At 52.9% G+C, this 26,182-nt stretch carries 24 protein-coding genes, 1 other RNA gene and 1 pseudogene; 19 read left to right on the top strand and 7 right to left on the bottom strand.

The features are described 5' to 3' along the window. Positions 1 to 4 precede the first annotated feature (4 nt). The 4 genes from fbaA to ACQ29O_RS19215 all read left to right on the top strand — a co-directional run bounded on the left by fbaA (position 5) and on the right by ACQ29O_RS19215 (position 3,853). Positions 5 to 1,084, top strand: a complete 1,080-nt coding sequence (gene fbaA / locus ACQ29O_RS19230) for a class II fructose-bisphosphate aldolase (RefSeq protein ID WP_000034386.1) — start codon at positions 5 to 7, stop codon at positions 1,082 to 1,084. A 232-nt stretch (positions 1,085 to 1,316) separates the two neighbouring features. Then, complete coding sequence (locus ACQ29O_RS19225) at positions 1,317 to 2,177, top strand: small-conductance mechanosensitive channel MscS (RefSeq protein ID WP_000389828.1); 861 nt, start codon at positions 1,317 to 1,319, stop codon at positions 2,175 to 2,177. A gap of 200 nt (positions 2,178 to 2,377) precedes the next feature. Continuing rightward, positions 2,378 to 3,013 (top strand): arginine exporter ArgO, encoded by a 636-nt coding sequence (gene argO / locus ACQ29O_RS19220; RefSeq protein WP_000626870.1) that lies wholly within the window; start codon positions 2,378 to 2,380, stop codon positions 3,011 to 3,013. Positions 3,014 to 3,106: 93 nt separating this feature from the next. Then, complete coding sequence (locus ACQ29O_RS19215; RefSeq protein WP_000669854.1) at positions 3,107 to 3,853, top strand: oxidative stress defense protein; 747 nt, start codon at positions 3,107 to 3,109, stop codon at positions 3,851 to 3,853. Positions 3,854 to 4,118: 265 nt separating this feature from the next. Here the strand turns inward: ACQ29O_RS19215 and argP are convergent, their stop codons facing one another. Then, on the bottom strand, positions 4,119 to 5,012 hold the full coding sequence (gene argP / locus ACQ29O_RS19210) for a DNA-binding transcriptional regulator ArgP (RefSeq protein WP_000828348.1): 894 nt from the start codon (positions 5,010 to 5,012) through the stop codon (positions 4,119 to 4,121). Positions 5,013 to 5,165: 153 nt separating this feature from the next. On the opposite strand from argP, the gene rpiA reads away from it, so the two are divergent. Further along, the gene (gene rpiA, locus ACQ29O_RS19205) at positions 5,166 to 5,825 is read left to right on the top strand and encodes a ribose-5-phosphate isomerase RpiA (protein WP_000189741.1); all 660 of its coding nucleotides are present in this window, start codon (positions 5,166 to 5,168) and stop codon (positions 5,823 to 5,825) included. A 266-nt stretch (positions 5,826 to 6,091) separates the two neighbouring features. Next, positions 6,092 to 7,324 carry a phosphoglycerate dehydrogenase gene (gene serA / locus ACQ29O_RS19200; RefSeq protein ID WP_001151626.1) on the top strand — a complete coding sequence of 411 codons (1,233 nt, stop codon included), beginning with the start codon at positions 6,092 to 6,094 and terminating at the stop codon, positions 7,322 to 7,324. Between the two features lie 380 nt (positions 7,325 to 7,704). On the opposite strand, the gene ACQ29O_RS19195 is transcribed toward serA, so the two are convergent. The 3 genes from ACQ29O_RS19195 to zapA form a co-directional block, all read right to left on the bottom strand. Beyond that, on the bottom strand, positions 7,705 to 8,301 hold the full coding sequence (locus ACQ29O_RS19195) for a 5-formyltetrahydrofolate cyclo-ligase (protein WP_001574944.1): 597 nt from the start codon (positions 8,299 to 8,301) through the stop codon (positions 7,705 to 7,707). A gap of 20 nt (positions 8,302 to 8,321) precedes the next feature. Beyond that, positions 8,322 to 8,505: non-coding RNA, 6S RNA (gene ssrS / locus ACQ29O_RS19190), on the bottom strand. Between the two features lie 41 nt (positions 8,506 to 8,546). Further along, positions 8,547 to 8,876 (bottom strand): cell division protein ZapA, encoded by a 330-nt coding sequence (gene zapA / locus ACQ29O_RS19185; protein ID WP_001276011.1) that lies wholly within the window; start codon positions 8,874 to 8,876, stop codon positions 8,547 to 8,549. Positions 8,877 to 9,042: 166 nt separating this feature from the next. Here zapA and ACQ29O_RS19180 point away from each other — a divergent pair, with 166 nt between their 5' ends. The 8 genes from ACQ29O_RS19180 (at position 9,043) to ACQ29O_RS19145 (ending at position 19,815) form a co-directional block, all read left to right on the top strand. After that, positions 9,043 to 9,621 carry a YecA family protein gene (locus tag ACQ29O_RS19180; protein ID WP_000027236.1) on the top strand — a complete coding sequence of 193 codons (579 nt, stop codon included), beginning with the start codon at positions 9,043 to 9,045 and terminating at the stop codon, positions 9,619 to 9,621. Between the two features lie 25 nt (positions 9,622 to 9,646). Next, positions 9,647 to 10,963 (top strand): Xaa-Pro aminopeptidase, encoded by a 1,317-nt coding sequence (pepP, locus tag ACQ29O_RS19175; protein WP_000193689.1) that lies wholly within the window; start codon positions 9,647 to 9,649, stop codon positions 10,961 to 10,963. Continuing rightward, positions 10,960 to 12,138: a 2-octaprenyl-6-methoxyphenyl hydroxylase gene (gene ubiH / locus ACQ29O_RS19170; RefSeq protein ID WP_000111150.1), complete on the top strand. Its 1,179-nt coding sequence runs from the start codon at positions 10,960 to 10,962 to the stop codon at positions 12,136 to 12,138. The genes pepP and ubiH overlap by 4 nt, the downstream gene beginning before the upstream one ends. A 125-nt stretch (positions 12,139 to 12,263) precedes the next feature. Continuing rightward, positions 12,264 to 13,466 (top strand): FAD-dependent 2-octaprenylphenol hydroxylase, encoded by a 1,203-nt coding sequence (ubiI, locus tag ACQ29O_RS19165; RefSeq protein WP_001192151.1) that lies wholly within the window; start codon positions 12,264 to 12,266, stop codon positions 13,464 to 13,466. Between the two features lie 454 nt (positions 13,467 to 13,920). Then, positions 13,921 to 15,015 carry a glycine cleavage system aminomethyltransferase GcvT gene (gene gcvT, locus ACQ29O_RS19160; protein WP_253336078.1) on the top strand — a complete coding sequence of 365 codons (1,095 nt, stop codon included), beginning with the start codon at positions 13,921 to 13,923 and terminating at the stop codon, positions 15,013 to 15,015. Positions 15,016 to 15,040: 25 nt separating this feature from the next. Further along, positions 15,041 to 15,430, top strand: a complete 390-nt coding sequence (gcvH, locus tag ACQ29O_RS19155; RefSeq protein ID WP_001295377.1) for a glycine cleavage system protein GcvH — start codon at positions 15,041 to 15,043, stop codon at positions 15,428 to 15,430. Between the two features lie 162 nt (positions 15,431 to 15,592). Beyond that, the gene (gene gcvP / locus ACQ29O_RS19150; protein WP_020937169.1) at positions 15,593 to 18,466 is read left to right on the top strand and encodes an aminomethyl-transferring glycine dehydrogenase; all 2,874 of its coding nucleotides are present in this window, start codon (positions 15,593 to 15,595) and stop codon (positions 18,464 to 18,466) included. A gap of 455 nt (positions 18,467 to 18,921) precedes the next feature. Beyond that, positions 18,922 to 19,815, top strand: coding sequence for a transporter (locus ACQ29O_RS19145; RefSeq protein ID WP_000819375.1), 894 nt, complete (start codon positions 18,922 to 18,924; stop codon positions 19,813 to 19,815). A gap of 47 nt (positions 19,816 to 19,862) precedes the next feature. Here ACQ29O_RS19145 and bglA read toward each other — a convergent pair whose 3' ends face one another. Continuing rightward, a complete protein-coding gene (bglA, locus tag ACQ29O_RS19140) occupies positions 19,863 to 21,296 on the bottom strand; it encodes a 6-phospho-beta-glucosidase BglA (RefSeq protein WP_001230141.1) in 1,434 nt (477 codons plus the stop codon). A 157-nt stretch (positions 21,297 to 21,453) separates the two neighbouring features. Here bglA and yqfB point away from each other — a divergent pair, with 157 nt between their 5' ends. Both yqfB and trhA read left to right on the top strand, forming a co-directional pair. Further along, complete coding sequence (gene yqfB, locus ACQ29O_RS19135) at positions 21,454 to 21,765, top strand: N(4)-acetylcytidine aminohydrolase (protein WP_001182975.1); 312 nt, start codon at positions 21,454 to 21,456, stop codon at positions 21,763 to 21,765. Between the two features lie 163 nt (positions 21,766 to 21,928). Next, positions 21,929 to 22,588, top strand: a pseudogene (trhA, locus tag ACQ29O_RS19130) (PAQR family membrane homeostasis protein TrhA). A gap of 115 nt (positions 22,589 to 22,703) precedes the next feature. On the opposite strand, the gene ygfZ reads toward trhA, so the two are convergent. After that, on the bottom strand, positions 22,704 to 23,684 hold the full coding sequence (ygfZ, locus tag ACQ29O_RS19125) for a tRNA-modifying protein YgfZ (protein ID WP_000874176.1): 981 nt from the start codon (positions 23,682 to 23,684) through the stop codon (positions 22,704 to 22,706). A gap of 249 nt (positions 23,685 to 23,933) precedes the next feature. Here ygfZ and sdhE point away from each other — a divergent pair, with 249 nt between their 5' ends. Together sdhE and ACQ29O_RS19115 are read left to right on the top strand one after the other, a co-directional pair. Beyond that, entirely contained in the window at positions 23,934 to 24,200 is a 267-nt protein-coding gene (sdhE, locus tag ACQ29O_RS19120; protein ID WP_000351186.1) for an FAD assembly factor SdhE, read from the top strand. Next, positions 24,181 to 24,594: a protein YgfX gene (locus ACQ29O_RS19115; RefSeq protein WP_000244756.1), complete on the top strand. Its 414-nt coding sequence runs from the start codon at positions 24,181 to 24,183 to the stop codon at positions 24,592 to 24,594. The genes sdhE and ACQ29O_RS19115 overlap by 20 nt, the downstream gene beginning before the upstream one ends. Positions 24,595 to 24,646: 52 nt before the next feature. On the opposite strand, the gene fldB is transcribed toward ACQ29O_RS19115, so the two are convergent. After that, entirely contained in the window at positions 24,647 to 25,168 is a 522-nt protein-coding gene (gene fldB / locus ACQ29O_RS19110) for a flavodoxin FldB (RefSeq protein WP_001055885.1), read from the bottom strand. 112 nt (positions 25,169 to 25,280) lie between these two features. On the opposite strand from fldB, the gene xerD reads away from it, so the two are divergent. After that, positions 25,281 to 26,177, top strand: a complete 897-nt coding sequence (gene xerD, locus ACQ29O_RS19105) for a site-specific tyrosine recombinase XerD (protein WP_000434302.1) — start codon at positions 25,281 to 25,283, stop codon at positions 26,175 to 26,177. The last annotated feature ends 5 nt before the right edge of the window (positions 26,178 to 26,182 follow it).

The following is a 26,182-nucleotide window of genomic DNA, read 5'->3' as shown; positions in this document are numbered from 1 at the left end:
AAACATGTCTAAAATTTTTGATTTCGTAAAACCAGGCGTGATCACTGGTGATGACGTACAGAAAGTGTTCCAGGTAGCAAAAGAAAACAATTTTGCTCTGCCGGCAGTTAACTGCGTGGGCACTGATTCCATCAACGCTGTTCTGGAAACCGCTGCAAAAGTTAAAGCACCGGTCATCGTTCAGTTCTCCAACGGCGGCGCGTCCTTCATCGCGGGTAAAGGCGTGAAAACTGACGTACCTCAGGGCGCGGCAATCCTGGGCGCTATCTCTGGCGCGCATCACGTTCACCAGATGGCTGAACACTACGGCGTGCCGGTTATCCTGCACACTGACCACTGCGCGAAGAAACTGCTGCCGTGGATCGACGGTCTGCTGGACGCGGGTGAAAAACACTTCGCGGCTACCGGTAAACCGCTGTTCTCTTCTCACATGATTGACCTGTCTGAAGAGTCTCTGCACGAAAACATCGAAATCTGCTCCAAATACCTGGCGCGCATGTCCAAAATTGGCATGACTCTGGAAATCGAACTGGGTTGCACCGGTGGTGAAGAAGACGGCGTGGACAACAGCCACATGGACGCTTCTGCTCTGTACACCCAGCCGGAAGACGTTGATTACGCGTACACTGAACTGAGCAAAATCAGCCCGCGTTTCACCATTGCCGCTTCCTTCGGTAACGTACACGGCGTTTACAAGCCGGGTAACGTGGTTCTGACCCCGACCATTCTGCGTGATTCTCAGGACTATGTTTCTAAGAAACACAACCTGCCGCACAACAGCCTGAACTTCGTTTTCCACGGCGGTTCCGGTTCTACTGCTCAGGAAATCAAAGACTCCGTAAGCTACGGCGTAGTGAAAATGAACATCGATACCGATACCCAATGGGCAACCTGGGAAGGTGTTCTGAACTACTACAAAGAAAACGAAGCGTATCTGCAAGGTCAGCTGGGCAACCCGAAAGGCGAAGATCAGCCGAACAAGAAATACTATGACCCGCGCGTATGGCTGCGTGCTGGCCAGACTTCGATGATCGCTCGTCTGGAAAAAGCATTTAAAGAACTGAACGCGATTGACGTTCTGTAATATAGTCTGCTGATTGAAATGGCTTCCCTTGGGAAGCCATTTTTTTATCGTTATTTCCGGAGAGCGGCGTTAGTTAGCGCTTTCATCCGGCCAACTCACAATGTACCTGCCTTTTTTGGTTTTGGGATGATGCCGAAAAATGGCATATTCCTCTGTTTTTGTTTACCTTTAAAAAGTTCTTTTCGTGAGAATGATCTCATTTGCTTGTTTTGCTATGACCAAGGAATATTGAATGGAAGATTTGAATGTTGTCGACAGCATAAATGGTGCGGGCACCTGGCTGGTACGCAACCAGGCGTTATTGCTCAGCTATGCTGTGAATATTGTTGCGGCTATCGCTATTATCATCATCGGCTTGATTGTAGCGCGCGTGATTTCCAATACGGTAAATCGTCTGATGCGTGCGCGTCATATTGATGCGACAGTGGCCGACTTTCTTTCTGCGCTGGTGCGCTATGGGGTTATCGCTTTTACGCTGATTGCGGCTCTGGGTCGCGTGGGGGTTCAAACCGCCTCGGTTATTGCCGTACTGGGCGCCGCTGGTTTAGCCGTTGGCCTGGCATTACAGGAATCGCTTTCTAACCTTGCGGCTGGGGTATTGCTGGTTATGTTCCGTCCGTTCCGCGCCGGTGAGTATGTCGATTTAGGCGGCGTTGCCGGTACGGTACTTAACGTGCAAATCTTTTCCACGACAATGCGCGCGGTAGACGGCAAAATTATTGTGATTCCGAATGGCAAAATTATCGCGGGAAATATCATCAACTATTCTCGTGAGCCGGTTCGCCGCAACGAATTCATTATTGGGGTGGCCTACGATTCGGATATCGATCAGGTGAAACAGCTGCTCACGACGATTATCGAGTCCGACGATCGTATTTTAAAAGATCGCGAAATGACGGTGCGTTTGAATGAGCTGGGCGCCTCATCAATTAATTTTGTGGTGCGTGTCTGGAGTAAAAGCAGCGACCTGCAAAATGTCTACTGGGACGTGCTGGAACGTATTAAACGTGAATTCGACGCCGCTGGTATTAGCTTCCCGTACCCGCAGATGGACGTCAATTTTAAACGCGTGAAAGATAACGCCGCGGAGTAATTTTCCTCCCGTGCTGCCTGCCAGTGCTGCGTTTATCCGCCTCCAGTATTCTCTGGTTATTGAGCGGATAAGCGTAGCCGCCATCCGTTATTCAGTCTCTTCATTAGCTTTTCTTATTAGTGATTAAAATTATCAATTTCCGCTAATAATATTCCCGCGCTATAGTCTGCCTTTAAGAAAAACAGCTCAGGGTAGTTAACGTGATATCTTATTATTTTCAAGGGTTTGCCCTTGGCGCCGCCATGATCCTTCCGCTTGGCCCGCAAAATGCGTTTGTGATGAATCAGGGAATCCGTCGCCAGTACCACCTCATGATAGCGCTGCTTTGCGCGTTAAGTGATTTAGTCCTGATTAGCGCCGGTATTTTTGGCGGTAGCGCGTTGCTGATGCAGTCGCCGTGGCTGCTGGCGCTGGTCACATGGGGCGGGGTTGCGTTCTTGTTATGGTACGGTTTAGGCGCGCTGAAAACGGCAATGAGCAGTAATCTGGAGCTGGCCAGCGCCGAGGTTATGAAGCAGGGGCGCTGGAAAATTATTGCTACGATGCTGGCGGTAACGTGGCTGAATCCGCACGTTTATCTGGATACGTTTGTCGTGTTGGGCAGTCTCGGCGGACAACTGGCTATGGAGCCAAAGCGCTGGTTTGCTCTCGGCACGATTAGCGCGTCGTTCTTGTGGTTTTTTGGGTTAGCGCTACTGGCGGCCTGGCTTGCGCCTCGACTGCGTACGGCGAAAGCTCAACGCATTATCAACATTCTGGTAGGGGTGGTGATGTGGCTTATCGCCTTCCAACTGGCGCGGGAAGGCGTCGCGCATATGCACGCGCTTTTCAACTAAGCGTTGTCTGATGGACAACAGGCCGATATCCGCTAAGCTTGCCTGCATGCGCCCTGTATATCAGGGCAATGACTGCAATATGGAGGAGAGACTGTGAAGTTCAAAGTGATGGCCCTGGCGGCATTAGTGGGTTTAAGTGCAATGTCGGCGCAGGCAAGCGAATTGCCGGAAGGCCCGCACATCGTGACTTCCGGTACGGCAAGCGTCGATGCTGTGCCTGATATCGCCACCTTAGCGATTGAAGTGAACGTCGCGGCGAAGGACGCGGCGACGGCGAAGAAGCAGGCCGATGAGCGCGTGGCGCAATATCTTTCCTTCCTTGAGCAAAATCAGATTGCGAAAAAAGACATTAGCGCGGCGAATCTGCGCACGCAGCCGGATTATGATTACCAAAACGGTAAAAGCATTCTGAAAGGGTATCGCGCGGTGCGAACCGTTGAGGTGACGCTGCGTCAGTTAGATAAACTCAATTCGCTGCTGGACGGCGCGCTGAAGGCGGGTCTGAACGAGATTCGTTCGGTATCGCTGGGCGTGGCGCAACCGGACGCCTATAAAGACAAAGCCCGCAAAGCCGCCATTGATGACGCGATTCATCAGGCGCAAGCGCTGGCAGCCGGTTTTAACAGCAAATTGGGGCCGGTTTACAGCGTTCGTTACCATGTCTCTAATTATCAGCCGAGTCCGGTGGTGCGAATGATGAAAGCCGCAGATGCTGCGCCGGTATCCGCGCAGGAAACTTACGAGCAGCCGACCATTCAGTTCGACGATCAGGTCGATGTGGTATTCCAGCTTGAACCTGGAACAGGGCAGACGTCGACCACGGCCGCCAGCACGCAGTAATCTCGCCCGGCCTGGGCGCTTCCAGGCCGCATTTTCTCCCGGTGTTCGCGTTTTTTGCTCCGTATTACGCATTGAAATGAAGATTTGCTAATACGGTGAGCGTTTTGAATCGCCTTGTCGCCAGCAAAAAATAGCCAATGGCGCGTCGTTTTTTGCCGCCTGAACGCAATGATTTTGTGATGAACTTCAAAGAAGTGACGAGGGAATAATGGGTCATGCAGGCCGGATAAGACGTTCACGCCGCCATCCGGCATTCATAGAGAGGCTAATCCTGACGCAGCACCTTGTGCCCGTACTCCAGCAGCGCGTCGGTCACTTTGCGCATCATCCGGCTTTCCGGGGCAAAGCGGTGCCAGTAAAGCATCCGGCGCTGCAGCAAACCAGGCGTTAAGTTGATCAACTCGCCGCTTTCCAGCTCTTTCTCAATCTGCAGGTGAGGGATCATGCAGCAGGTCGTGCCCTGACGCGCAAGCTGTACAAATGCTTCGGATGAATTAACGATATGGCACGGCACGCTGCCGGGCGGTAGATCGAAATTCTGTTGCAAAAAGGCCTGATGCATATCATCCAGATGGTCGAACGCGACGGCGGGCGCTTTCAGCAGCGACGACCGGGTAACGCCATTGGGGAAATAGCGCTCGGCAAACGGCCTTGACGCGACAAACAGATAGTCGAGCGCGCCCAGTTTGTCTACCAGGCAACTGGGCAGCGCCTGATGCTGAATACTCACCGCGCCCACCACCTCGCCGCGCCGCAGACGTTCTTGCGTGCGCGTTTCATCTTCCACCTGTAAATTGAGACGGATAGGGGAGTCCGCCAGCACCGGCGCCAGCGCCGGAAGCAGCCAGGTCGCCAGACTATCGGCGTTAACCGCCAGCGACAGCAGCAGCGGTGTAGAGCCGGTTTGTTCATCGCCCAGCCACTCTTCTTCCAGCAGTTCAACCTGACGCAGCAGAGCCAGTAATTTTTGCCCTTGCTCCGTAGGGCGAGGAGGAACGGTACGCACCAATAAAGGTTGTCCGAACATATTCTCAAGCTGTTTTATGCGCTGTGAGACGGCGGATTGCGTGATGCACAGCTTCTGGGCGGCGCGCTCGAACCCTCGTTCACGTATAACGGCATCCAGCGCCTGTAGTGTTCTGTAGTCCGGACGTTTCATTGTTGTGTCATGCTCCTGTTATTTTTTTCCGCACTATGACATAAATTTGCCGTCGGTACAGATGAAATCCGTAGCCTGTGTACGGACACGGAGATTTTTCCCGACAATGTTCTATAATGCGGCTGTATTTTCACACCACAGGCGAAACGATCTATGACGCAGGATGAACTGAAAAAAGCGGTAGGATGGGCGGCACTTCAGTATGTACAGCCCGGCACCATTGTGGGCGTTGGTACAGGCTCAACGGCCGCACACTTTATTGATGCGCTGGGCACAATGAAAGGCCAGATTGAAGGCGCGGTCTCCAGCTCGGACGCCTCGACTGAAAAACTCAAAGGCCTCGGTATTCACGTGTTTGATCTCAACGAAGTGGATAGCCTGGGTATCTATGTCGATGGCGCGGACGAAATCAACGGTCATATGCAGATGATCAAAGGCGGCGGCGCGGCATTAACCCGTGAGAAAATTATTGCTTCCGTGGCGGAGAAATTTATCTGTATTGCGGATGCCTCTAAGCAGGTGGATATTCTTGGCAAATTCCCGTTGCCGGTCGAAGTGATTCCGATGGCGCGCAGCGCGGTCGCTCGTCAACTGGTGAAGCTGGGCGGGCGTCCGGAGTACCGTCAGAACGTGGTCACGGATAACGGCAACGTGATTCTGGATGTTTATGGTATGGAAATCCTTGATCCCATCGCGCTGGAAAACGCCATTAACGCGATTCCGGGCGTCGTGACCGTGGGGCTGTTCGCCAACCGTGGCGCCGATGTCGCACTGATCGGCACGCCGGACGGGGTGAAAACCATCGTAAAATGATCGCGCCAGGCGTATTTCCTGCCGCGTAAAAAATTCGGTCAGGGCAAATTTGGTGACATGTATCACGTTTAATCGTTTGCCCTGCCGATCCCTCCAAAGAAAAAGTTATTCCCGGTATTTTCATCTGCTATTTCCCGCTGTATGCGATTCCTTCACGACGCTGGCGCAAACGTTCATATTGCCGTGATAATTTTTTTTGATATGTTGAAGGACGGATGCAAATCCACACACAACATCAGATGGCAAAAAAAGACAGGATCGGGGAAATGGCAAAGGTATCGCTGGAGAAAGATAAAATTAAATTTCTGCTGGTTGAAGGGGTGCATCAAAAGGCGCTGGAAAGCCTTCGTGCGGCAGGTTACACCAACATTGAATATCACAAGGGCGCGCTGGACGCTGAACAGTTGAAAGCGTCCATCCGCGATGCCCACTTCATCGGTCTGCGATCCCGTACTCATCTGACAGAAGAAGTGATTAACGCCGCAGAGAAGCTGGTGGCGATTGGCTGTTTTTGCATCGGCACCAACCAGGTGGATTTAAATGCGGCGGCAAAACGCGGTATTCCGGTCTTTAACGCGCCATTCTCGAATACCCGCTCCGTGGCGGAGCTGGTGATTGGCGAGCTGTTGCTGCTGCTGCGCGGCGTGCCGGAAGCGAACGCCAAAGCGCACCGCGGCGTATGGAATAAACTGGCGGCGGGATCGTTCGAAGCGCGCGGTAAAAAGCTTGGCATTATCGGTTACGGCCATATAGGAACGCAGTTGGGCATTCTGGCGGAATCGCTGGGGATGCATGTCTATTTCTATGATATTGAAAATAAACTGCCGCTCGGTAACGCAACTCAGGTGCAGCACCTGTCTGAATTGCTGAATATGAGCGATGTGGTCAGTCTGCACGTACCTGAAAACGCCTCCACCAAAAACATGATGGGCGCAAAAGAGATTGCCCTGATGAAGCCGGGTTCGCTGCTGATTAACGCCGCGCGCGGTACGGTGGTAGATATCCCGGCTTTGTGCGACGCGCTGGCGACGAAACATCTGGCGGGGGCGGCTATCGACGTCTTCCCGACGGAACCGGCCATTAATAGCGATCCGTTTACCTCTCCGCTGTGCGAATTCGATAACGTGATCCTGACGCCGCATATCGGCGGCTCGACGCAGGAGGCGCAAGAAAACATCGGTCTGGAAGTCGCAGGAAAACTGATTAAGTACTCGGATAACGGCTCGACGCTGTCCGCTGTGAACTTCCCGGAAGTGTCGCTGCCGCTGCACGGCGGTCGTCGCTTGATGCACATCCACGAAAACCGCCCAGGCGTATTGACCGCGCTTAACCAGATTTTTGCCGAGCAGGGCGTTAACATTGCCGCGCAGTATCTGCAAACCTCCGCCCGAATGGGGTATGTGGTAATTGATATAGAAGCCGATGGCGATGTGGCGGAGAAAGCGCTGCTGGCGATGAAGGCGATTCCAGGTACCATTCGCGCCCGTCTGCTGTACTAATTTCCTCTAAATGGGCAGGAGATGACCTGCCCATCCTTTCTCTGGTTTCCCTGCCTCAACATCTCTTCGTGTAACGCATACATTCTGTTTTCGAGCCTTGCCGCAATTGGTAATTAAAGGCAGCGTTGCGTGTTGTACAGCAATAAAAGGAATTTACGATAAGGGCTCAGCATAGCGCTGAAACGGGAAAGCCCCTGGCGAAGCAGGGGCTCTAAAAAGGAAAGGGACGATGATGAGATACGTCATCATGCTGCTGATCCTGTTAATCATCGCTACGCCAGCATATTAACAGAGAGTACGCAGGAGGGAGGTTCGCCTCCCTCACCCTTCACCGAGAAATTTAGGTCAAAAAAGCGACGCTGTCAATCGACAAAACACGGCTACCACTCCCAAATTTTGGACGGCGTCACCACCGCAGGCAGCGGGATATCCCACTCTTCAACTGGCAGTTTTTCTACTAACTGGCAATCATGCGCGTAGCCCACGGGCTGGATCTTATGCTGCTGCCAGTTTTGCAACGTACGGTCATAAAATCCGCCGCCCATCCCCAGGCGCTGCCCGCCTTCGTCAAACGCCACTAATGGCGTTACCAGCACATCCAGCTTTGCCAGCGGCAATACGTCGCGGACATCAAGCCGTGGCTCCCGGATCTTTAAGCGGTTGGTCACCAGCGCACTCTGCGGATGATAGTGCAGGAACAGGAGGTTGCCAGGGCTGAAGGGATGAAGAACCGGAAGGTAGACGCGCTTGCCTGCTCGCCATAGCTGTTCAATCAGCGGCTGGGTGTCGAGTTCGCCATCAAAGGAGAGAAACACGGCGACAGTGTGCGCCATCACGACGGGAGGAAAGCTGAGCATTCGGGCGGCGGCCTGTTGACCAAAGCGGCGTTGCTGCTCTGGCGTCAGCGCACGACGACGTTGCCGAATCATTCGGCGGATTTCTTGTCGTGATAAAGAGAGTTCGGGAAGTTGCGTCATGGCTGTCGCCAGTCAGAAGGGGAATCTCCGAGATGCCGCCGCAGGCTGTAACCCTTGAACCCTTGGTTCAAGGTGAATGTGTCGTCACAGTTTTAAGGCTTCTCGGACGAACCGAGCATGCTCACCAACCGCGGAGCGCCACATTCTTGTGGTATGAAATATCGGCTCAGGGGACTGGCCCGCTTGCAAACATCTCAGAGAAATTCTGTTTTCACAATCACTTTACCATAGTAAAGCGAAAAGTGTTATTCAAAGTTTTGGCCCGTTTTTTCGGTTATGCGACCTTGATCAAGCAACGCCTGTTCGATGGTCTGTTGTAGCATCCGAATACGTTGTTCCATGCTCGCCGCGTAATCGCGGGTCTTCGCTTTTTCCTGAGTTAACTCATAGCTGATATTCAATGCGGCAATGAAAACCAACTGCTCAGTATTTGTGACTCTAGTGCGAACTTTCAGATCTTGCAACCGCTGATTCAGATCGTCCGCAGCCTGATTCAACGCATCCCTTTGGTCAGGCGGGCAATTCACTCGCAGTGAACGGCCAAATATTTGGATATCGACGGGTTGTGCAGACATGCCACCTTCCTGCTGATTGACTGCGCTGCCTTCGTCTCCAGACCCAGGGTCCGCGAAGGGGCGACACTATAGCTACCCTGGTGTGAAGATACAAGCCCTTTTCTGGTTCACCAGGGTCCAAAGTGGTAGCATATCATGAATATCCTCCCTTTGATGACGAATGCTTATGTCTATACAGAACGAAATGCCTGGTTACAACGAAATGAACCGGTTTTTGAATCAACAAGGGGCCGGTCTGACCCCGGCTGAAATGCATGGTTTAATCAGCGGGATGATTTGCGGCGGCAACAACGACAGCTCATGGCAGCCGCTGCTGCACGACCTGACGAACGAAGGTCTGGCCTTCGGGCATGAGCTTGCTCAGGCGCTGCGCAAAATGCACGCGGCGACCAGCGACGCGCTGGAAGACGACGGCTTTCTTTTTCAGCTTTATCTGCCTGAAGGCGACGATGTCAGCGTATTCGATCGCGCAGATGCCTTAGCCGGGTGGGTTAACCACTTTTTGCTTGGCCTCGGCGTAACGCAGCCTAAACTTGATAAAGTCACCGGCGAAACGGGTGAAGCGATTGACGACCTGCGTAATATTGCGCAGCTTGGTTATGATGAGAGCGAAGATCAGGAAGAGCTGGAGATGTCGCTCGAAGAGATCATCGAATATGTCCGTGTTGCGGCGCTGTTATGTCATGACACTTTCACGCGCCAACAGCCGACCGCGCCGGAAGTGCGTAAACCGACGCTACACTAAGAAAAAACGAAATGGAGGCCATGTCATGACTCAGCAGGAATACCAACGCCGTCGCCAGGCATTACTGGCGCAAATGCAGCCCGGCAGCGCCGCGCTGATCTTTGCCGCGCCGGAGGCGACGCGCAGCGCAGACAGTGAATATCCGTATCGCCAGAGTAGCGACTTCTGGTATTTCACCGGTTTTAACGAACCGGAAGCCGTGCTGGTACTGATTAAGAGTGATGACACCCACAACCACAGCGTTTTGTTCAACCGCGTTCGCGACCTGACTGCGGAAATCTGGTTTGGTCGCCGTTTAGGACAGGATGCCGCACCGGAAAAACTGGGCGTTGACCGGGCGCTGGCGTTTAGCGAAATCAACCAGCAACTCTTTCAGTTGCTTAATGGTCTGGATGTGGTGTACCACGCGCAGGGCGAATATGCGTATGCCGACGAGATTGTTCTGGCTGCGCTGGGGAAGCTGCGTAAAGGCTCCCGCCAGAATCTGACCGCGCCGGCCACCATGACTGACTGGCGACCGATCGTCCATGAGATGCGCCTGTTCAAATCGCCGGAAGAGATTGCGGTCATGCGCCGCGCCGGGGAAATTAGCGCTCTGGCGCATATCCGCGCGATGGAAAAATGCCGTCCGGGGATGTTTGAGTATCAGCTGGAGGGTGAAATTCACCACGAATTTAATCGCCATGGCGCGCGCTATCCCTCCTATAACACCATTGTCGGCAGCGGCGAAAATGGCTGTATCCTGCATTACACTGAAAACGAAAGTGAAATGCGCGACGGCGATTTAGTGCTTATCGACGCGGGTTGTGAATATAAAGGTTACGCGGGCGACATCACGCGTACTTTCCCGGTGAACGGGAAATTTACGCCAGCTCAGCGTGAAATTTATGACATCGTTCTGGAATCGCTGGAGACCAGCCTGCGACTGTTCCGTCCTGGTACCTCTATTCAGCAGGTGACCGGCGAAGTCGTGCGCATCATGATAACCGGGCTGGTGAAGTTGGGGATTTTGCAAGGAGAGGTTGATCAACTGATTGCCGAGAATGCGCATCGTCCTTTCTTTATGCATGGCTTGAGCCACTGGCTGGGGCTGGATGTTCATGATGTCGGCGTTTATGGGCCGGATCGCTCCCGCATCCTGGAGCCGGGCATGGTGCTGACCGTAGAGCCAGGCCTCTATATCGCGCCGGATGCCGACGTGCCGGAAGCGTATCGCGGCATTGGCGTTCGAATTGAAGATGACATTGTCATTACCGAAACCGGTAATGAAAACCTGACCGCTGGCGTTGTGAAGAAGGCGGATGACATTGAGGCATTAATGGCGGCGGCGCGGCAGCAATGAGCGTCATTATCGTTGGCGGCGGCATGGCAGGCGCAACGCTGGCGCTGGCCATCTCTCAGTTCAGTCATGGGACGTTGCCGGTACACCTGATTGAAGCGAAAGCGCCTGAAGCCGACGGTCATCCCGGCTTTGACGCCAGAGCGATTGCGCTGGCGGCGGGCACTTGCCAGCAACTGGCGCGAATTGGCGTCTGGCAGGCGATTTCCGATTGCGCAACGGCAATCAACACCGTACACGTCAGCGATCGCGGTCATGTCGGATTTGTGACTCTCGACGCGCAGGATTACAGCCTGGCAGCGTTGGGTCACGTTGCGGAGCTGCATGATATCGGGCTGCGTCTGTTTGCGCTCTTGCGTAAAGCGCCAGGCGTTACGCTGCACTGCCCGGAGCGCGTAGCCAGCGTGTCGCGTACCCAACAGCAAGTTAGCGTCACTCTGGAAAACGGCAATGTGATAGCTGGCAGCTTGCTGGTGGCGGCTAACGGTACCCACTCTGCGCTGGCGTCAGCCTGCGGCGTTGACTGGCATCAGGAGCCTTACGAACAGTTAGCGGTGATAGCGAATGTCGCGACCGCTATCCCGCATCAGGGACGCGCCTTTGAACGTTTTACTCCCAATGGCCCGCTGGCGATGTTGCCGATGTCGCATGGCCGATGTTCGCTGGTTTGGTGTCACCCACTCGACCAGCGCGATGAGGTGCTGAGCTGGTCCGACGCGCAGTTCTGCCATGCATTGCAGGCCGCGTTCGGCTGGCGGCTGGGGCGAATTACTCAGGCCGGTAAGCGCAGCGTGTATCCGCTTGCCCTGACTACGGCGGCAAAAGTGTTTACTCACCGGACTGTCATGGTCGGCAATGCGGCGCAGACGTTGCATCCTATCGCCGGACAAGGGTTTAATCTCGGTCTGCGCGATGTCATGAGCCTGGCGGAAACGCTGATCGCGGCACAGGACGCGGGCGAGGATATTGGCGCCTGGCACGTGTTATCGCGCTATCAGCAGCGTCGTCAGGTTGACCGGGATACGACGATTGGCGTAACGAACGGTCTGGTCCATCTGTTTGCAAATCGTTGGGCGCCGCTGGTTATTGGGCGCAATATCGGTTTAATGGCGATGGAATTATTACCGCCTGCGCGCGATGCGCTGGCACAGCGGACCTTAGGTTGGGTTGCGCGTTAAGCCGATCTGTAGGCCGGATAAGGCATTTACGCCGCCATCCGGCATCGTGTTCGTAAAAATACCGGATGGCAGCTTCGCCTTATCCGGCCTACGGTTTTGATTGTTCCGGTTTCCAGGAGTAAATAGTGCAAAGTGTTGATGTAGCAATAGTTGGCGGAGGCATGGTGGGACTGGCTGTCGCCTGCGGCTTGCAGGGGAGCGGTTTGCGCGTTGCGGTACTGGATCACGTTGTCCCCCAGCCGTTGGCGAACGATGCGTCGCCTCAGCTTCGGGTGTCGGCGATTAATGCCGCCAGCGAAAAACTGCTTACCCGTCTTGGCGTATGGTCAAACATTGTGGCGCGACGGGCAAGTTGCTACCACGGTATGGAAGTCTGGGATAAAGACAGCTTTGGCCGTATTACGTTTGATGACGCAAGCATGGGATATAGCCATCTGGGGCATATTGTTGAAAACAGCGTCATTCACTACGCATTGTGGCAAAAAGCGCAGCAAGCGGCGGATATCACCTTAATGGCGCCAGCGGAGTTACAGCAGGTCGCCTGGGGGGAGAACGACGCCTTCCTGACTTTAAAAGACGGCGCGATGTTAACCGCGCGTCTGGTGATTGCCGCGGATGGCGCCAACTCCTGGCTGCGTAACAAAGCGGATATTCCCTTAACTTTCTGGGACTACCGTCACCATGCGCTGGTAGCGACTACCCGCACCGAAGAGCCGCACGGCGCGGTTGCTCGCCAGGTGTTTCATGGTGAAGGTATTCTGGCGTTTTTGCCGTTAAGCGATCCGCATCTGTGTTCCATTGTCTGGTCGCTTTCTCCGCAGGATGCGGAGCGTATGCAACAGAGCGGCGACGAGGCGTTTAACCAGGCGTTGACTATCGCCTTCGATAATCGGCTGGGCTTATGCCGCCTGGAAAGCGAACGGCAGGTTTTTCCGCTGACGGGCCGCTATGCTCGCCAGTTTGCCGCGCATCGTCTGGCGTTGGTCGGCGATGCCGCGCACACCATCCATCCGCTGGCAGGGCAGGGCGTCAACCTCGGCTTTATGGACGCGGCCGAACTGGTGGACGATCTGCGCCGGCTTCAGCGCCAGGGCAAAGACATTGGCCAACATCTTTATCTCCGTCGTTATGAGCGTAGCCGTAAACATAGCGCGGCGATGATGCTTGCCGGGATGCAAGGTTTTCGTGACCTGTTTGCCGGCGAAAACCCGGCAAAAAAATTGCTGCGCGACATCGGGCTGAAACTGGCGGATACGCTCCCCGGCGTCAAACCCCAACTGCTTCGCCAGGCAATGGGGCTAAACGACCTTCCGCAATGGCTTCGTTAAGCGTCTGACTGCACGCCAGCAAGAGTTTGAAACCCGTCACACTTTGCTTTCCCGGCTATCGCGCCGGGGGGCTTTCCTCGTTTGAAATAATCTAATTTCACCGCTTATTTCGCATTATATTTTCTAATGACACTATTTTTGGCGAACGCGATTTTCGACATTTTTTCCGCATTTAATATTAATTTATGTTGTGATAAATCGTATCAGCTTCATTTTTATGGAGGTTATTTAGCGTAATAGTGGTTTTTTGTGCTGATGGGGTTTTGGCGTTTTTTAGTCATAAGCTAATGTGATGGTAAATTCAGCCTTATGGTTTAGCGCCTGGTTCGGTGGTAAGTTCAGGAGCAAGAGAGCGTTTGCGTCGGCGCAGGAAAAAGGGCGTCGATGCCAGGTTTCGTGGCGAAGATTTCCCATGAAAATGGTTGTTAGCCCCCGCTAATTCAACGAGGAAAAGATGGCCCAACAGACGCCTTTGTACGAACAACACACGCTATGCGGCGCCCGCATGGTCGATTTTCATGGCTGGATGATGCCCCTGCATTACGGCTCTCAGCTTGATGAACACCACGCTGTGCGCACCGATGCCGGGATGTTTGATGTATCGCATATGACCATTGTCGATCTTCATGGCAGCCGCACACGAGAGTTTCTACGTTATCTGCTGGCCAACGACGTCGCGAAGCTAACGAAGACGGGTAAAGCCCTCTACTCCGGTATGCTTAACGCATCGGGCGGCGTGATTGATGACCTTATCATCTACTACTTCACTGAAGATTTCTTCCGTCTCGTTGTTAACTCCGCCACCCGCGAAAAAGACCTCTCCTGGATTACCCAACACGCTGAACCTTATGCCATCGACATTACCGTTCGTGACGACCTGTCGCTGATTGCGGTACAGGGGCCGAATGCGCAGGAAAAAGCGGCGACTCTGTTTACTGACGAACAGCGCCATGCAGTAGAAGGTATGAAGCCGTTCTTCGGCGTTCAGGTGGGCGATCTGTTTATCGCCACCACCGGTTATACCGGCGAAGCGGGCTATGAAATCGCCATGCCGAATGAAAAAGCGGCGGATTTCTGGCGTGCGCTGGTGGAGGCGGGCGTGAAGCCGTGCGGTCTTGGCGCGCGCGACACGCTGCGTCTGGAAGCTGGCATGAACCTGTACGGTCAGGAGATGGATGAAGGTATCTCTCCGCTGGCGGCTAATATGGGATGGACTATCGCCTGGGAACCTGCTGACCGCGACTTTATTGGCCGTGAGGCGCTGGAGATGCAGCGTGAAAAAGGCCATGAGCAGCTTGTCGGTCTGGTGATGACCGAGAAAGGCGTATTGCGTAATGAACTGTCGGTGCGTTTTACCGATGCGCAGGGCAATCAGCAAGAAGGCATTATCACCAGCGGGACGTTTTCCCCAACGTTGGGCTACAGCATTGCGCTGGCGCGTGTTCCGGCGGGCATCGGCGAGACGGCGATTGTACAAATTCGTAACCGTGAAATGCCGGTAAAAGTGACTAAACCTGTTTTTGTGCGTAACGGCAAAGCCGTCGCGTGACTCATCCTTTTTTGGAGATTAATTGATGAGCAACGTACCCGCAGAACTGAAATACAGCAAAGAACACGAATGGCTGCGTAAAGAAGCGGATGGCACTTACACTGTTGGCATTACTGAACACGCTCAGGAGCTGTTGGGCGATATGGTTTTTGTTGATCTGCCGGAAGTCGGCGCGACCGTAAGCGCGGGCGACGACTGCGCCGTGGCGGAGTCCGTAAAAGCGGCGTCCGACATTTATGCGCCGGTAAGCGGCGAGATCGTGGCGGTAAACGATGCGCTGAGCGACTCCCCGGAGCTGGTGAACAGCGAACCGTATGCCGGTGGCTGGATCTTTAAAATCAAAGCCAGCGATGAAAGCGAACTTGAATCGCTGCTGGATGCCACCGCGTATGAGGCATTGTTAGAAGACGAATAATGTTGTGCCGGATGGCGCTAATGCTTATCCGGCCTACTCACTGCAACGCGAATGATTTTGCGTATTCGTTTTCGCACGCGTAGGCCCGGTAAGCGTCAGCGCCACCGGGCAATTGAGTTAGAGACAATCACGATTCACTGCACGTTTCAGGAACCATCGCCCATGACACAGACGTTAAGCCAGCTTGAAAACCGCGGCGCTTTCATTGAACGCCACATCGGACCGGACGCCGCACAGCAACAAGAGATGCTGAATGCGGTTGGCGCCGAGTCGTTAAACGCGCTGACAGGTCAGATTGTGCCGAAAGACATTCAGCTCGCGACCCCGCCGCAGGTTGGCGAGGCGGCAACCGAATATGCCGCACTGGCGGAATTAAAAGCCATCGCCGGGCGTAACAAGCGCTTCACGTCGTACATTGGCATGGGCTACACCGCCGTGCAGCTACCGCCGGTTATCCTGCGCAACATGCTGGAAAATCCAGGCTGGTACACCGCTTATACCCCGTATCAACCGGAAGTCTCTCAGGGGCGTCTGGAAGCGCTGCTCAACTTCCAACAGGTGACGCTGGACCTGACGGGGCTGGACATGGCTTCCGCCTCGCTGCTGGATGAAGCGACCGCCGCCGCTGAAGCGATGGCGATGGCAAAGCGCGTCAGCAAACTGAAAAATGCCAACCGGTTCTTTGTCGCCTCTGATGTCCATCCGCAAACTCTGGACGTCGTGCGTACTCGCGCCGAAACCTTTGGCTTTGACGTCATTGTGGATGACGCGGCGAAAGCACTGGATCACCAGGATGTGTTTGGCGTGCTGTTGCAGCAGGTTGGCTCCACGGGCGAAATTTACGATTACAGCGCGCTGATTAGCGAACTCAAAGCCCGTAAAGTGATTGTCAGCGTCGCCGCCGACTTTATGGCGCTGGTGCTGCTTACCGCGCCGGGTAAACAGGGCGCGGACATTGTTTTCGGCTCTGCGCAACGCTTCGGCGTACCGATGGGGTACGGTGGCCCGCATGCGGCGTTCTTTGCCGCCAAAGACGAATTTAAACGCTCCATGCCAGGCCGTATTATCGGCGTCTCAAAAGATGCGGCGGGCAATACCGCACTGCGCATGGCGATGCAGACTCGCGAGCAGCATATCCGTCGTGAGAAAGCGAACTCCAACATTTGTACCTCGCAGGTACTGCTGGCTAACATCGCCAGTCTGTATGCCGTTTATCATGGTCCGGTTGGTCTGAAGCGCATCGCTAATCGTATCCACCGCCTGACCGATATTCTGGCGGCAGGTCTGCAACAGAAAGGCTTAAAGCTGCGTCATGCGCACTACTTCGACACCCTGTGTGTGGAAGTGGCTGATAAAGCTGCGGTACTGGCGCGTGCGGAAGCGGCAGAGATCAATCTGCGCAGCGATATTCATAACGCGGTTGGTATTACGCTCGATGAAACCACCACCCGTGAGAATGTGGCGCAGTTGTTCAATGTTTTGCTGGGCGGCAGCCACGGTCTGAACATTGAAACACTGGATAAAGACGTGGCGCTTGATAGCCGTTCCATTCAGCAAAGTATGCTGCGTGACGATGCGATTCTGACGCATCCGGTATTTAACCGTTACCACAGCGAAACCGAGATGATGCGCTATATGCACTCGCTGGAGCGTAAAGATCTGGCGCTGAACCAGGCGATGATCCCGCTGGGTTCCTGCACCATGAAGCTGAACGCCGCCGCCGAGATGATTCCTATCACCTGGCCGGAATTCGCTGAACTGCACCCGTTCTGCCCGCCGGAACAGGCCGAAGGATATCATCAGATGATTAGCCAGCTTTCTGACTGGCTGGTGAAACTCACCGGGTACGACGCCGTCTGTATGCAGCCTAACTCCGGCGCACAGGGGGAATACGCGGGGCTGCTGGCGATTCGTCACTATCACGAAAGCCGCAACGAAGGGCATCGCGATATCTGCCTGATCCCGGCCTCTGCTCACGGCACTAACCCTGCTTCTGCACATATGGCAGGAGTGCAGGTGGTGGTGGTCGCCTGTGATAAGAACGGCAACATCGACCTGGACGATCTGCGGGCAAAAGCAGAACAACATGCTGCGAACCTCTCTTGCATCATGGTGACTTATCCTTCCACCCACGGCGTCTATGAAGAAACGATCCGTGAAGTGTGTGAAGTTGTGCACCAGTTCGGCGGTCAGGTTTACCTTGACGGCGCGAACATGAACGCCCAGGTCGGCATTACCTCACCGGGCTTTATTGGCGCGGACGTTTCGCATCTTAACCTGCATAAAACTTTCTGCATTCCGCACGGCGGCGGTGGCCCAGGCATGGGACCGATCGGCGTGAAAGCGCATCTGGCACCGTTCGTACCGGGCCATAGCGTGGTGCAAATCGAAGGCATGTTAACCCGTCAGGGCGCGGTTTCTGCGGCGCCGTTCGGTAGTGCCTCTATCCTGCCAATCAGCTGGATGTACATCCGCATGATGGGCGCAGAAGGCCTGAAGCAGGCAAGTCAGGTCGCGATTCTTAACGCTAACTACATTGCCAGCCGTCTGAAAGATGCCTATCCGGTACTGTATACTGGTCGCGATGGCCGTGTGGCGCACGAATGTATTCTTGATATTCGCCCATTGAAAGAAGAAACCGGCATCAGCGAGCTGGATATTGCCAAGCGTCTGATCGACTACGGTTTCCATGCGCCAACCATGTCGTTCCCGGTGGCGGGCACGCTGATGGTAGAGCCGACGGAATCTGAAGGTAAGGCTGAGCTGGATCGCTTTATCGATGCGATGCTGGCTATTCGCGCAGAGATTGACCAGGTGAAAGCGGGTGTCTGGCCGCTGGAAGATAACCCGCTGGTGAACGCGCCGCACATTCAGAGCGAACTGGTCGCCGAGTGGGCGCATCCGTACAGCCGTGAAGTTGCCGTATTCCCGGCAGGCGTGGCAGACAAATACTGGCCGACGGTGAAACGTCTGGATGATGTTTATGGCGACCGTAACCTGTTCTGCTCCTGCGTACCGATTAGCGACTACCAGTAATTTACTGATTCGACTGTTTTCTAAAGGCGCTTCGGCGCCTTTTCAGCTTGTTAATAAAGTGCGCTTTGTTTATGTCGGATGCAGTGTGAGTGCCTTATTCAGGCTACAAAGTGTTAATAATTCAATATATTACACTAAATCGTTGGCTCCTGTCAGGCAACCTGGCGTTTGTATCAGTGTATTAGCCAGAATTAAATTACCGCTTTTTTAGAGCCTAATGATTCATTGTGCATCATTTTTACCTTGCTGTTATTTAATCAAAACAACACAGTATATTTACATGTAGTTACAAATAGTTTCTCTCCGGAATCGTTATTTACCTCTCAATATAGTTACAAAAATTTCCGTATATTAAATTCATCAAGTTATTAATTTAAATTATAAATTAAAAATAAACATAAATAACGTAAATATTTATTAACTTAGCTCTTTGTTTTTTATACCTGGAGGGAATAATGAAACGATTTATATTTCTGCCATTAATGACATATTTTCTATTAATGAATGCAATGGCAGCTAACGGAGAAAATAATCCCAGTAATCTATTAGGTGCACCAGTTAATACTGCTATTTCTGGTGGTTCAGTATTGCCGGAAGGAAAGTTATTAACCGCCGTGAATAGCTCATTTCGCGATAAAGATCATCAAATCGAGGGGCACGGAAGTCCGGATGTTTACTCCCAGATATGGTTATTGAAGATTCGTTACGGTTTGACCGACAGACTGGAATTATCAACTGTGGGTTCCTATATCAATAACAAACGAGACAATCTGTCTCCTGAGCACATAGAGGGAATGGGCGACCAATCAGTGGGGGTCAATTATGCTTTAATGAGCCAGCGAAGAGGTGATCCGTTTTGGGTTACGGTAGGTGGGGCAGTATTACTACCCACCGGGCAAGATGGAGATAATCATTTGCCTGGGAATAGCGCCTGGGGAGGAAGAGTAACACTCACTTTAACAAAATTATTTACTCCTAACATTAAAGGGGATATGGGTTTTGTCTATCAGGGACCATTTGAGCGCGGTAACCAGGACGTGAAACGAGGTAACGAATTCCAGTGGAATACCCAGGTGCGGTATATGTTTAGCGATTTACCGCTGGATCTTGGTCTGGAAAGTGCCTACAGCAATAATGCCTCTGGAACGAAAAAACTGTCTAATGGCAGCGTAATTAATAACCATTCTGGAACTACCGAATGGGTTGTTGGTCCGTCATTTAATATTGCCGTCGATTCACTGAAATTATGGTTTGGTGCCGGAGCCTTCTTCCCGGTAATGCAGGAAGCGAAGTCGCCAACCAAAATGGAAGATGTACGCTGGGAATTTAAAATAGGTAAGACCTGGTAAGACTCGTTCAAAGTGTTACCCGCCGACTGGCGGGTAACGTGCAGGAGTTAAAGCTTCTCGCCGTTGCTGGCAATCACCTCTTTGTACCAGTTGAAGCTCTTCTTACGCGAACGCGACATATCGCCCGTACCGTCATCGTGCTTGTTCACGTAGATGAAGCCGTAGCGCTTGCTGTACTGACCGGTGGTGAACGACACGCAGTCGATGCAGCCCCACGGCGTGTAGCCCATCAGGTCGACACCATCGTAAGTCACCGCTTTTTTCATCTCTTCAATATGGGCGCGCAGGTAGTCAATTCGGTAGTCGTCGTTGATGCTGCCATCTTCTTCTACTTTGTCGTAAGCACCAAAACCGTTTTCGACAATAAACAGCGGCTTTTGATAGCGTTCGTACAGTTCACACAATGAATAACGCAGGCCCACCGGATCAATCTGCCAGCCCCAGTCAGATGCTTTAACATAGGGGTTCGGTACGCTGCCTTCAAAACCGGAAATCGCATCGCCGCTACCGCCTTCGGCTTTGACCGCGTTGGTCATGTAATAACTGAAACCAAGATAATCGCAGGTGCCTTCGCGCAGCACTTCAAGATCGCCATCTTCCATTTTGATGTTAAATCCGCGGCGCTCCCACTCGTTCAACACATAGGACGGGTAATAGCCGCGCAGCTGCACATCGGTAAAGACGTAGCGTTCACGCATCGACTCCTGAGCAAACATCACATCTTCTGGTTTACAGGAGAAAGGATACAGCGCGACCATCGCCAGCATACAACCCACTTTCATCTGCGGGTTAATGCGACGTGCCGCTTTTACCGCCAGCGCGCTGGCGACAAACTGATGATGTAAGACCTGATACATGGTTTCTTCTGGATTCTCATGCTCGGTATACACCACGCCGGAACAGCAGTAGCCAAACAGCGGCGCGCGCCAGTTTCGCTGGTTGTTAATTTCGTTGAAGGTCATCCAGTATTTGACCTTATGTTTGTAGCGTTCAAACACGACTTCAGCAAAACGGACAAAGAAATCAACGACCTTACGATTGGTCCAGCCGCCGTAGTGCTGTACCAGATGTAATGGCATTTCAAAGTGGGAAAGGGTGATGACCGGTTCGATGTTGTATTTGAGTAACTCATCAAACATGTCGTCGTAGAATTTCAGACCGGCCTCGTTTGGCTGGGATTCGTCGCCATTCGGGAAGATACGCGTCCAGGCAATAGAGGTACGGAAGCATTTGAACCCCATTTCGGCGAAAAGACGGATGTCTTCTTTGTAATGTCCGTAAAAATCCACCGCCTCGTGGTTCGGATAGTATTTGCCAGCAACGACATTCTGGGTGATTTCGCGTGGCACGCCGTGTGCGCCGCCGGTTAGCACGTCGCAGATGCTGGGGCCTTTACCGTCTTTATTCCAGCCGCCTTCAACCTGGTGTGCAGCAACCGCGCCGCCCCATAAAAAATCTTTTGGCAAGGTGAGTTTTCTCATTGTTGCATAATCTCAATTTATTTAGTCTGTTATCATTCATTCTGCACCAAATGACATGTAAAGCGTACGCAAAATTCCAGGGTGCTCGCGTGTCGGGACAAGAACATATTCAGATCGTAACATTCACTTCAACGGGGCATATTCAAGGGATAACCACATGCAGCCAAACGACATTACTTTCTTTCAACGTTTCCAGAATGATATTCTGGCAGGGCGTAAAACCATCACTATTCGTGATGCCTCCGAGTCCCACTTTAAAGCAGGCGATGTGCTACGCGTGGGGCGGTTCGAAGATGATGGCTATTTTTGCACAATTGAAGTGACAGGAACGTCAACTGTGACGCTGGATACGCTGAACGAAAAACATGCGCAACAGGAAAATATGTCGCTTGATGAGCTAAAACGGGTCATTGCTGAAATCTATCCCAACCAGACGCAATTTTATGTGATTGATTTTAAATGCTTTTGATAAATATGAACGCGTGTTAGTTGAGTTTCTGTGATTAAATTATTGAATAAGAAAGAAAATTTAATTTTGCGAATTTATTTTAGCTAACATGTGTTCACTGGAACCATTCTCAGTTACGCTAGAGGCGAAGTTCATCGTTATGAACGTTTCTCCGGAGTAAGTTATGGTGCAAAAACCATTAATGACGCAGGGATATTCGCTGGCTGAGGAAATCGCCAACAGTATTAGCCACGGCATTGGATTGGTATTTGGTATTGTCGGCCTGGTGCTGTTGTTGGTTCAGGCGGTAGAGGCGAATGCGGGTATGACGGCTATCGCCAGCTACAGTTTATATGGCGGGAGCATGATCCTGCTTTTTCTTGCCTCAACGCTTTATCATGCCATTCCTCATCAGCGGGCAAAAATCTGGTTAAAGAAATTTGATCACTGCGCTATCTATCTGCTCATTGCCGGAACCTATACGCCATTTCTGCTGGTAGGTCTGGATTCGCCGCTGGCGCGCGGACTAATGATTGTGATCTGGAGCCTGGCGCTATTCGGTATCCTCTTCAAGTTGACGATTGCGCACCGATTTAAAGTGCTTTCACTGGTTACGTATCTGGCAATGGGCTGGCTGTCGCTGATAGTGGTTTATCAGTTGGCGATTAAGCTGGCGATAGGCGGCGTGACGCTGCTGGCGGTAGGTGGCGTCGTTTACTAGCTAGGCGTAATTTTCTATGTTTGCAAACGCATACCTTATAACCACGCCATCTGGCATGGCTTTGTGCTGGGCGGCAGCGTGTGCCACTTCCTGGCCATCTATTTGTATGTGGGACAGGCATAATTCCCGGATGCCCGTGCCGGATGGCGGCGCTGTCGTACCTTATCCGGCCTACGAGAACAGCACGTGCGAGCCTGATGGCGTTGCGCTATCAGGCTATCCGGCTTTTAACGTGATATCACTCTTCCAGCGAGTAGGGCAGCGGGACGATATGCAGGGTGTTGGCATCGTCGCGAACGCGGAAGACGCTTTCGGCTTCTAAATCGTTATTCATGACGGCCTGAACCAGTAACTGACCATCGTCCAACTGCGTCGCCGCCAGAATAGCGCCGGTACGACGCCAGTTCTCGCCCATCTGTAGCTCCAGATCTTCTCCTGCTTCCGGTACCCGGCTGGCTTTGCCCGCCAGCAACCAAAGCGCGCGTTTATTGGCGCCGCGGAATTTTGCCCGTGCGACCATCTCCTGTCCGGTGTAGCAGCCTTTCTTGAAGCTGATGCCGCCCAGCGCCTGTAGGTTAGTCGCCTGGGGGATAAACTGACCGCTGTTCGCCGCGTCAATCACCGGAATGCCTGCTTCAATATCCAACGCCAGCCACTGTTGACTGTTATTCAGTTCGGCTTCGCCATGCAACTTCTCCGTTAACATGTTAGCCGTCGCGACATCGGTGACAAGCAGGAATCGTTCCGCAGGATGTTCAAACCATAGCAGCGTGGAGGCGCCGTCTCTGACCACCTGATTTTCGCTATTGGGCAGTTCGCTAAAGACATTAGCCAGCGCCGCGCGGGCCTGAAAACCTGCCACGCCAAGCAATACGCGTTCGTCATCTGGCGCGATGACTACTTTGGAAAATACGGCGTACTTTTTCAGCTCCGTTAATTGCGCTTCACGCACGCTACGGCGTTCAATCCAGGCGAAACCGTCGCGCTCACGGAACAGGCGCAGAGTGCTCCACATCTTACCTTTAGCATCGCAGTGGGCGGCGAGAAGGTGTTGCTGTTCAGTCATCTGGCTTACGTCAGCGGTGACCTGGCCCTGAATATACTTTTCACTGTCTACGCCGGTAATGGTCGACAGCGCCCAGTCGTCAAGCGCGATCAGCGTCAGCGGCAGGCGGGCTGACGATGAAGGATGACGTGGTGGAAAGGAGATAAAAGCCATAAATAATGTCCTGGTTAGCTGCAAGAATAATGGTTAATGGTAAAAGAGCCATCGGTCATTGCAAGTGCTTTAAATAGCCCATTGAGAGCGGATTGATCGTTTTGCGAGGCGGTATCCAAAACGGATGAACATATTGATTCCCAGCCTTTTATTTCGCGATCGCGTTCCAGATTACTGAGATTCCCGTAAAACAACGCCAAAAACACGTTACAATAGCCCGGTACTTCATTTTCGCGAGGCAGGAAGAACATGGATATTCACAATAAAGCACGTATTCACTGGGCATGTCGTCGCGGTATGCGCGAACTTGATATTTCCATCATGCCGTTTTTTGAACATGAGTACGATAGTTTAAGTGATGAAGAAAAGCGTATTTTTGTCCGTTTGTTGCAGAGTGACGACCCGGATTTATTTAACTGGTTAATGAATCACGGTAAACCGGCTGACGCTGAACTGGAACAGATGGTCCGACTCATTCAGACACGGAATCGGGAACGTGGTCCTGTGGCAATCTGATTTACGCGTCTCATGGCGCGCTCAGTGGATCTCATTGCTCATTCATGGGCTGGTTGCCGCGGTGATTTTATTGATGCCCTGGCCGCTGAGTTATACCCCGTTATGGATGATACTACTGTCGCTGGTCGTGTTTGACTGTGTACGTAGCCAGCGCAGGATTAATACCTGCCAGGGAGAGATCAAGCTACTCATGGACGGGCGCTTACGCTGGCAGGGGCAGGACTGGACGCTCTTGCGTCCGCCCTGGTTACTGAAGAGCGGGATGGTGTTGCGTTTACGCGCAGAGTCTGGACGTCATCAGCATTTATGGCTGGCGGCGGATAGCATGGAAGAAGCGGAATGGCGTGAGTTGCGTCGGATACTGTTACAGCAGCCGATATCAGGCCAACACTAACGGAACGGCGTAAACGCGGTTCCGTCGAGAGGGAAGTACAGCGAGTAAGGTTTCAGGCGTAGTGTTCGGCCATTTCGCCGAGAATTTGTTCACACCAGGTCTGTATACGCTCATCGCTGAGATCGTACTGGTTCGTTTCATCCAGCGCCAGGCCGACAAACAGTTGCCCATCCGCAATGACCGGTTTATTGCTGGTAAATTCGTAGCCTTCTGTGGGCCAGTAGCCGACAAATTTAACGCCTTTGAGGGCAAGTTTGTCATGCAACATACCCAGCGCATCCAGGAACCACTCGCCGTAGCCGAGCTGGTCGCCCATACCGTAAAGCGCAACGATTTTGCCTTCCAGATTGAGATCGTCCAGTTGCTCCCAGACGGCTTCCCAGTCCTCCTGAATTTCGCCAAAATCCCAGGTGGGGATGCCTAAAATGAGCACGTCGTACTGCTCCATTAAGGCGGGGGCGTCATCCTTGAGGTTATGTAATGTCACCAGCTCCGGGCCGAGGATATCGCGAATTTTCTCTGCGGCCATCTCGGTGTAGCACGTGCTGGAACCGTAAAAAAGACCCATGTTCATTACGTTACATCTCGATTCTGCTATAGCGTTGCGGGTAGTGTAACAGAATCACTGCATTCACGGCACAATGAGGCATAATGCACCAAAAGTAAGCGTGAAGTAGGGAGCGCGAATGGAACAGGATTTAGCGCGTATTGAGCAGTTTCTGGATGCCCTGTGGCTGGAACGAAATCTGGCGGAAAATACATTAAGCGCGTATCGTCGCGATTTATCGATGGTCGTTGCGTGGTTGCATCATCGCGGAAAAACGCTTGCGACGGCGCAGGCTGATGATTTACAAACGCTATTGGCTGAACGGGTGGAGGGCGGATACAAAGCGACCAGCTCCGCACGCCTGTTAAGCGCTATGCGGCGCTTTTTCCAGCATCTGTACCGTGAAAAGTATCGTGAGGATGATCCGAGCGCGCAGTTGGCCTCGCCTAAGCTTCCGCAGCGTTTACCGAAAGATCTTAGCGAGGCGCAGGTTGAACGGCTCTTGCAGGCGCCGCTTATTGATCAACCTTTGGAGCTGCGCGATAAAGCTATGTTGGAAGTGCTGTATGCCACCGGTTTGCGCGTGTCGGAACTGGTGGGGCTGACAATGAGCGATATCAGTCTGCGGCAGGGCGTGGTGCGGGTTATCGGTAAAGGCAATAAAGAGCGGTTGGTGCCGTTAGGTGAAGAGGCGGTATATTGGCTGGAAACGTATCTGGAGCATGGGCGTCCCTGGTTACTCAATGGCGTATCGATTGACGTATTATTCCCCAGCCAGCGTGCGCAGCAGATGACGCGGCAGACCTTCTGGCACCGTATTAAACATTATGCGGTACTGGCTGGAATCGATAGCGAAAAACTATCGCCGCATGTTTTACGTCACGCTTTCGCCACGCATTTGCTGAATCACGGTGCCGACTTGCGCGTTGTACAAATGCTACTTGGGCATAGCGATCTTTCGACGACACAAATTTATACGCATGTCGCAACGGAGCGTTTGCGTCAACTTCATCAACAGCACCATCCGCGGGCATGAGTGCT

The organism is Salmonella sp. GDC200615 (genome assembly GCF_050574145.1).
Taxonomy (GTDB): domain Bacteria; phylum Pseudomonadota; class Gammaproteobacteria; order Enterobacterales; family Enterobacteriaceae; genus Salmonella; species Salmonella enterica.
This window is presented reverse-complemented; position numbering and strand designations above follow the sequence as displayed.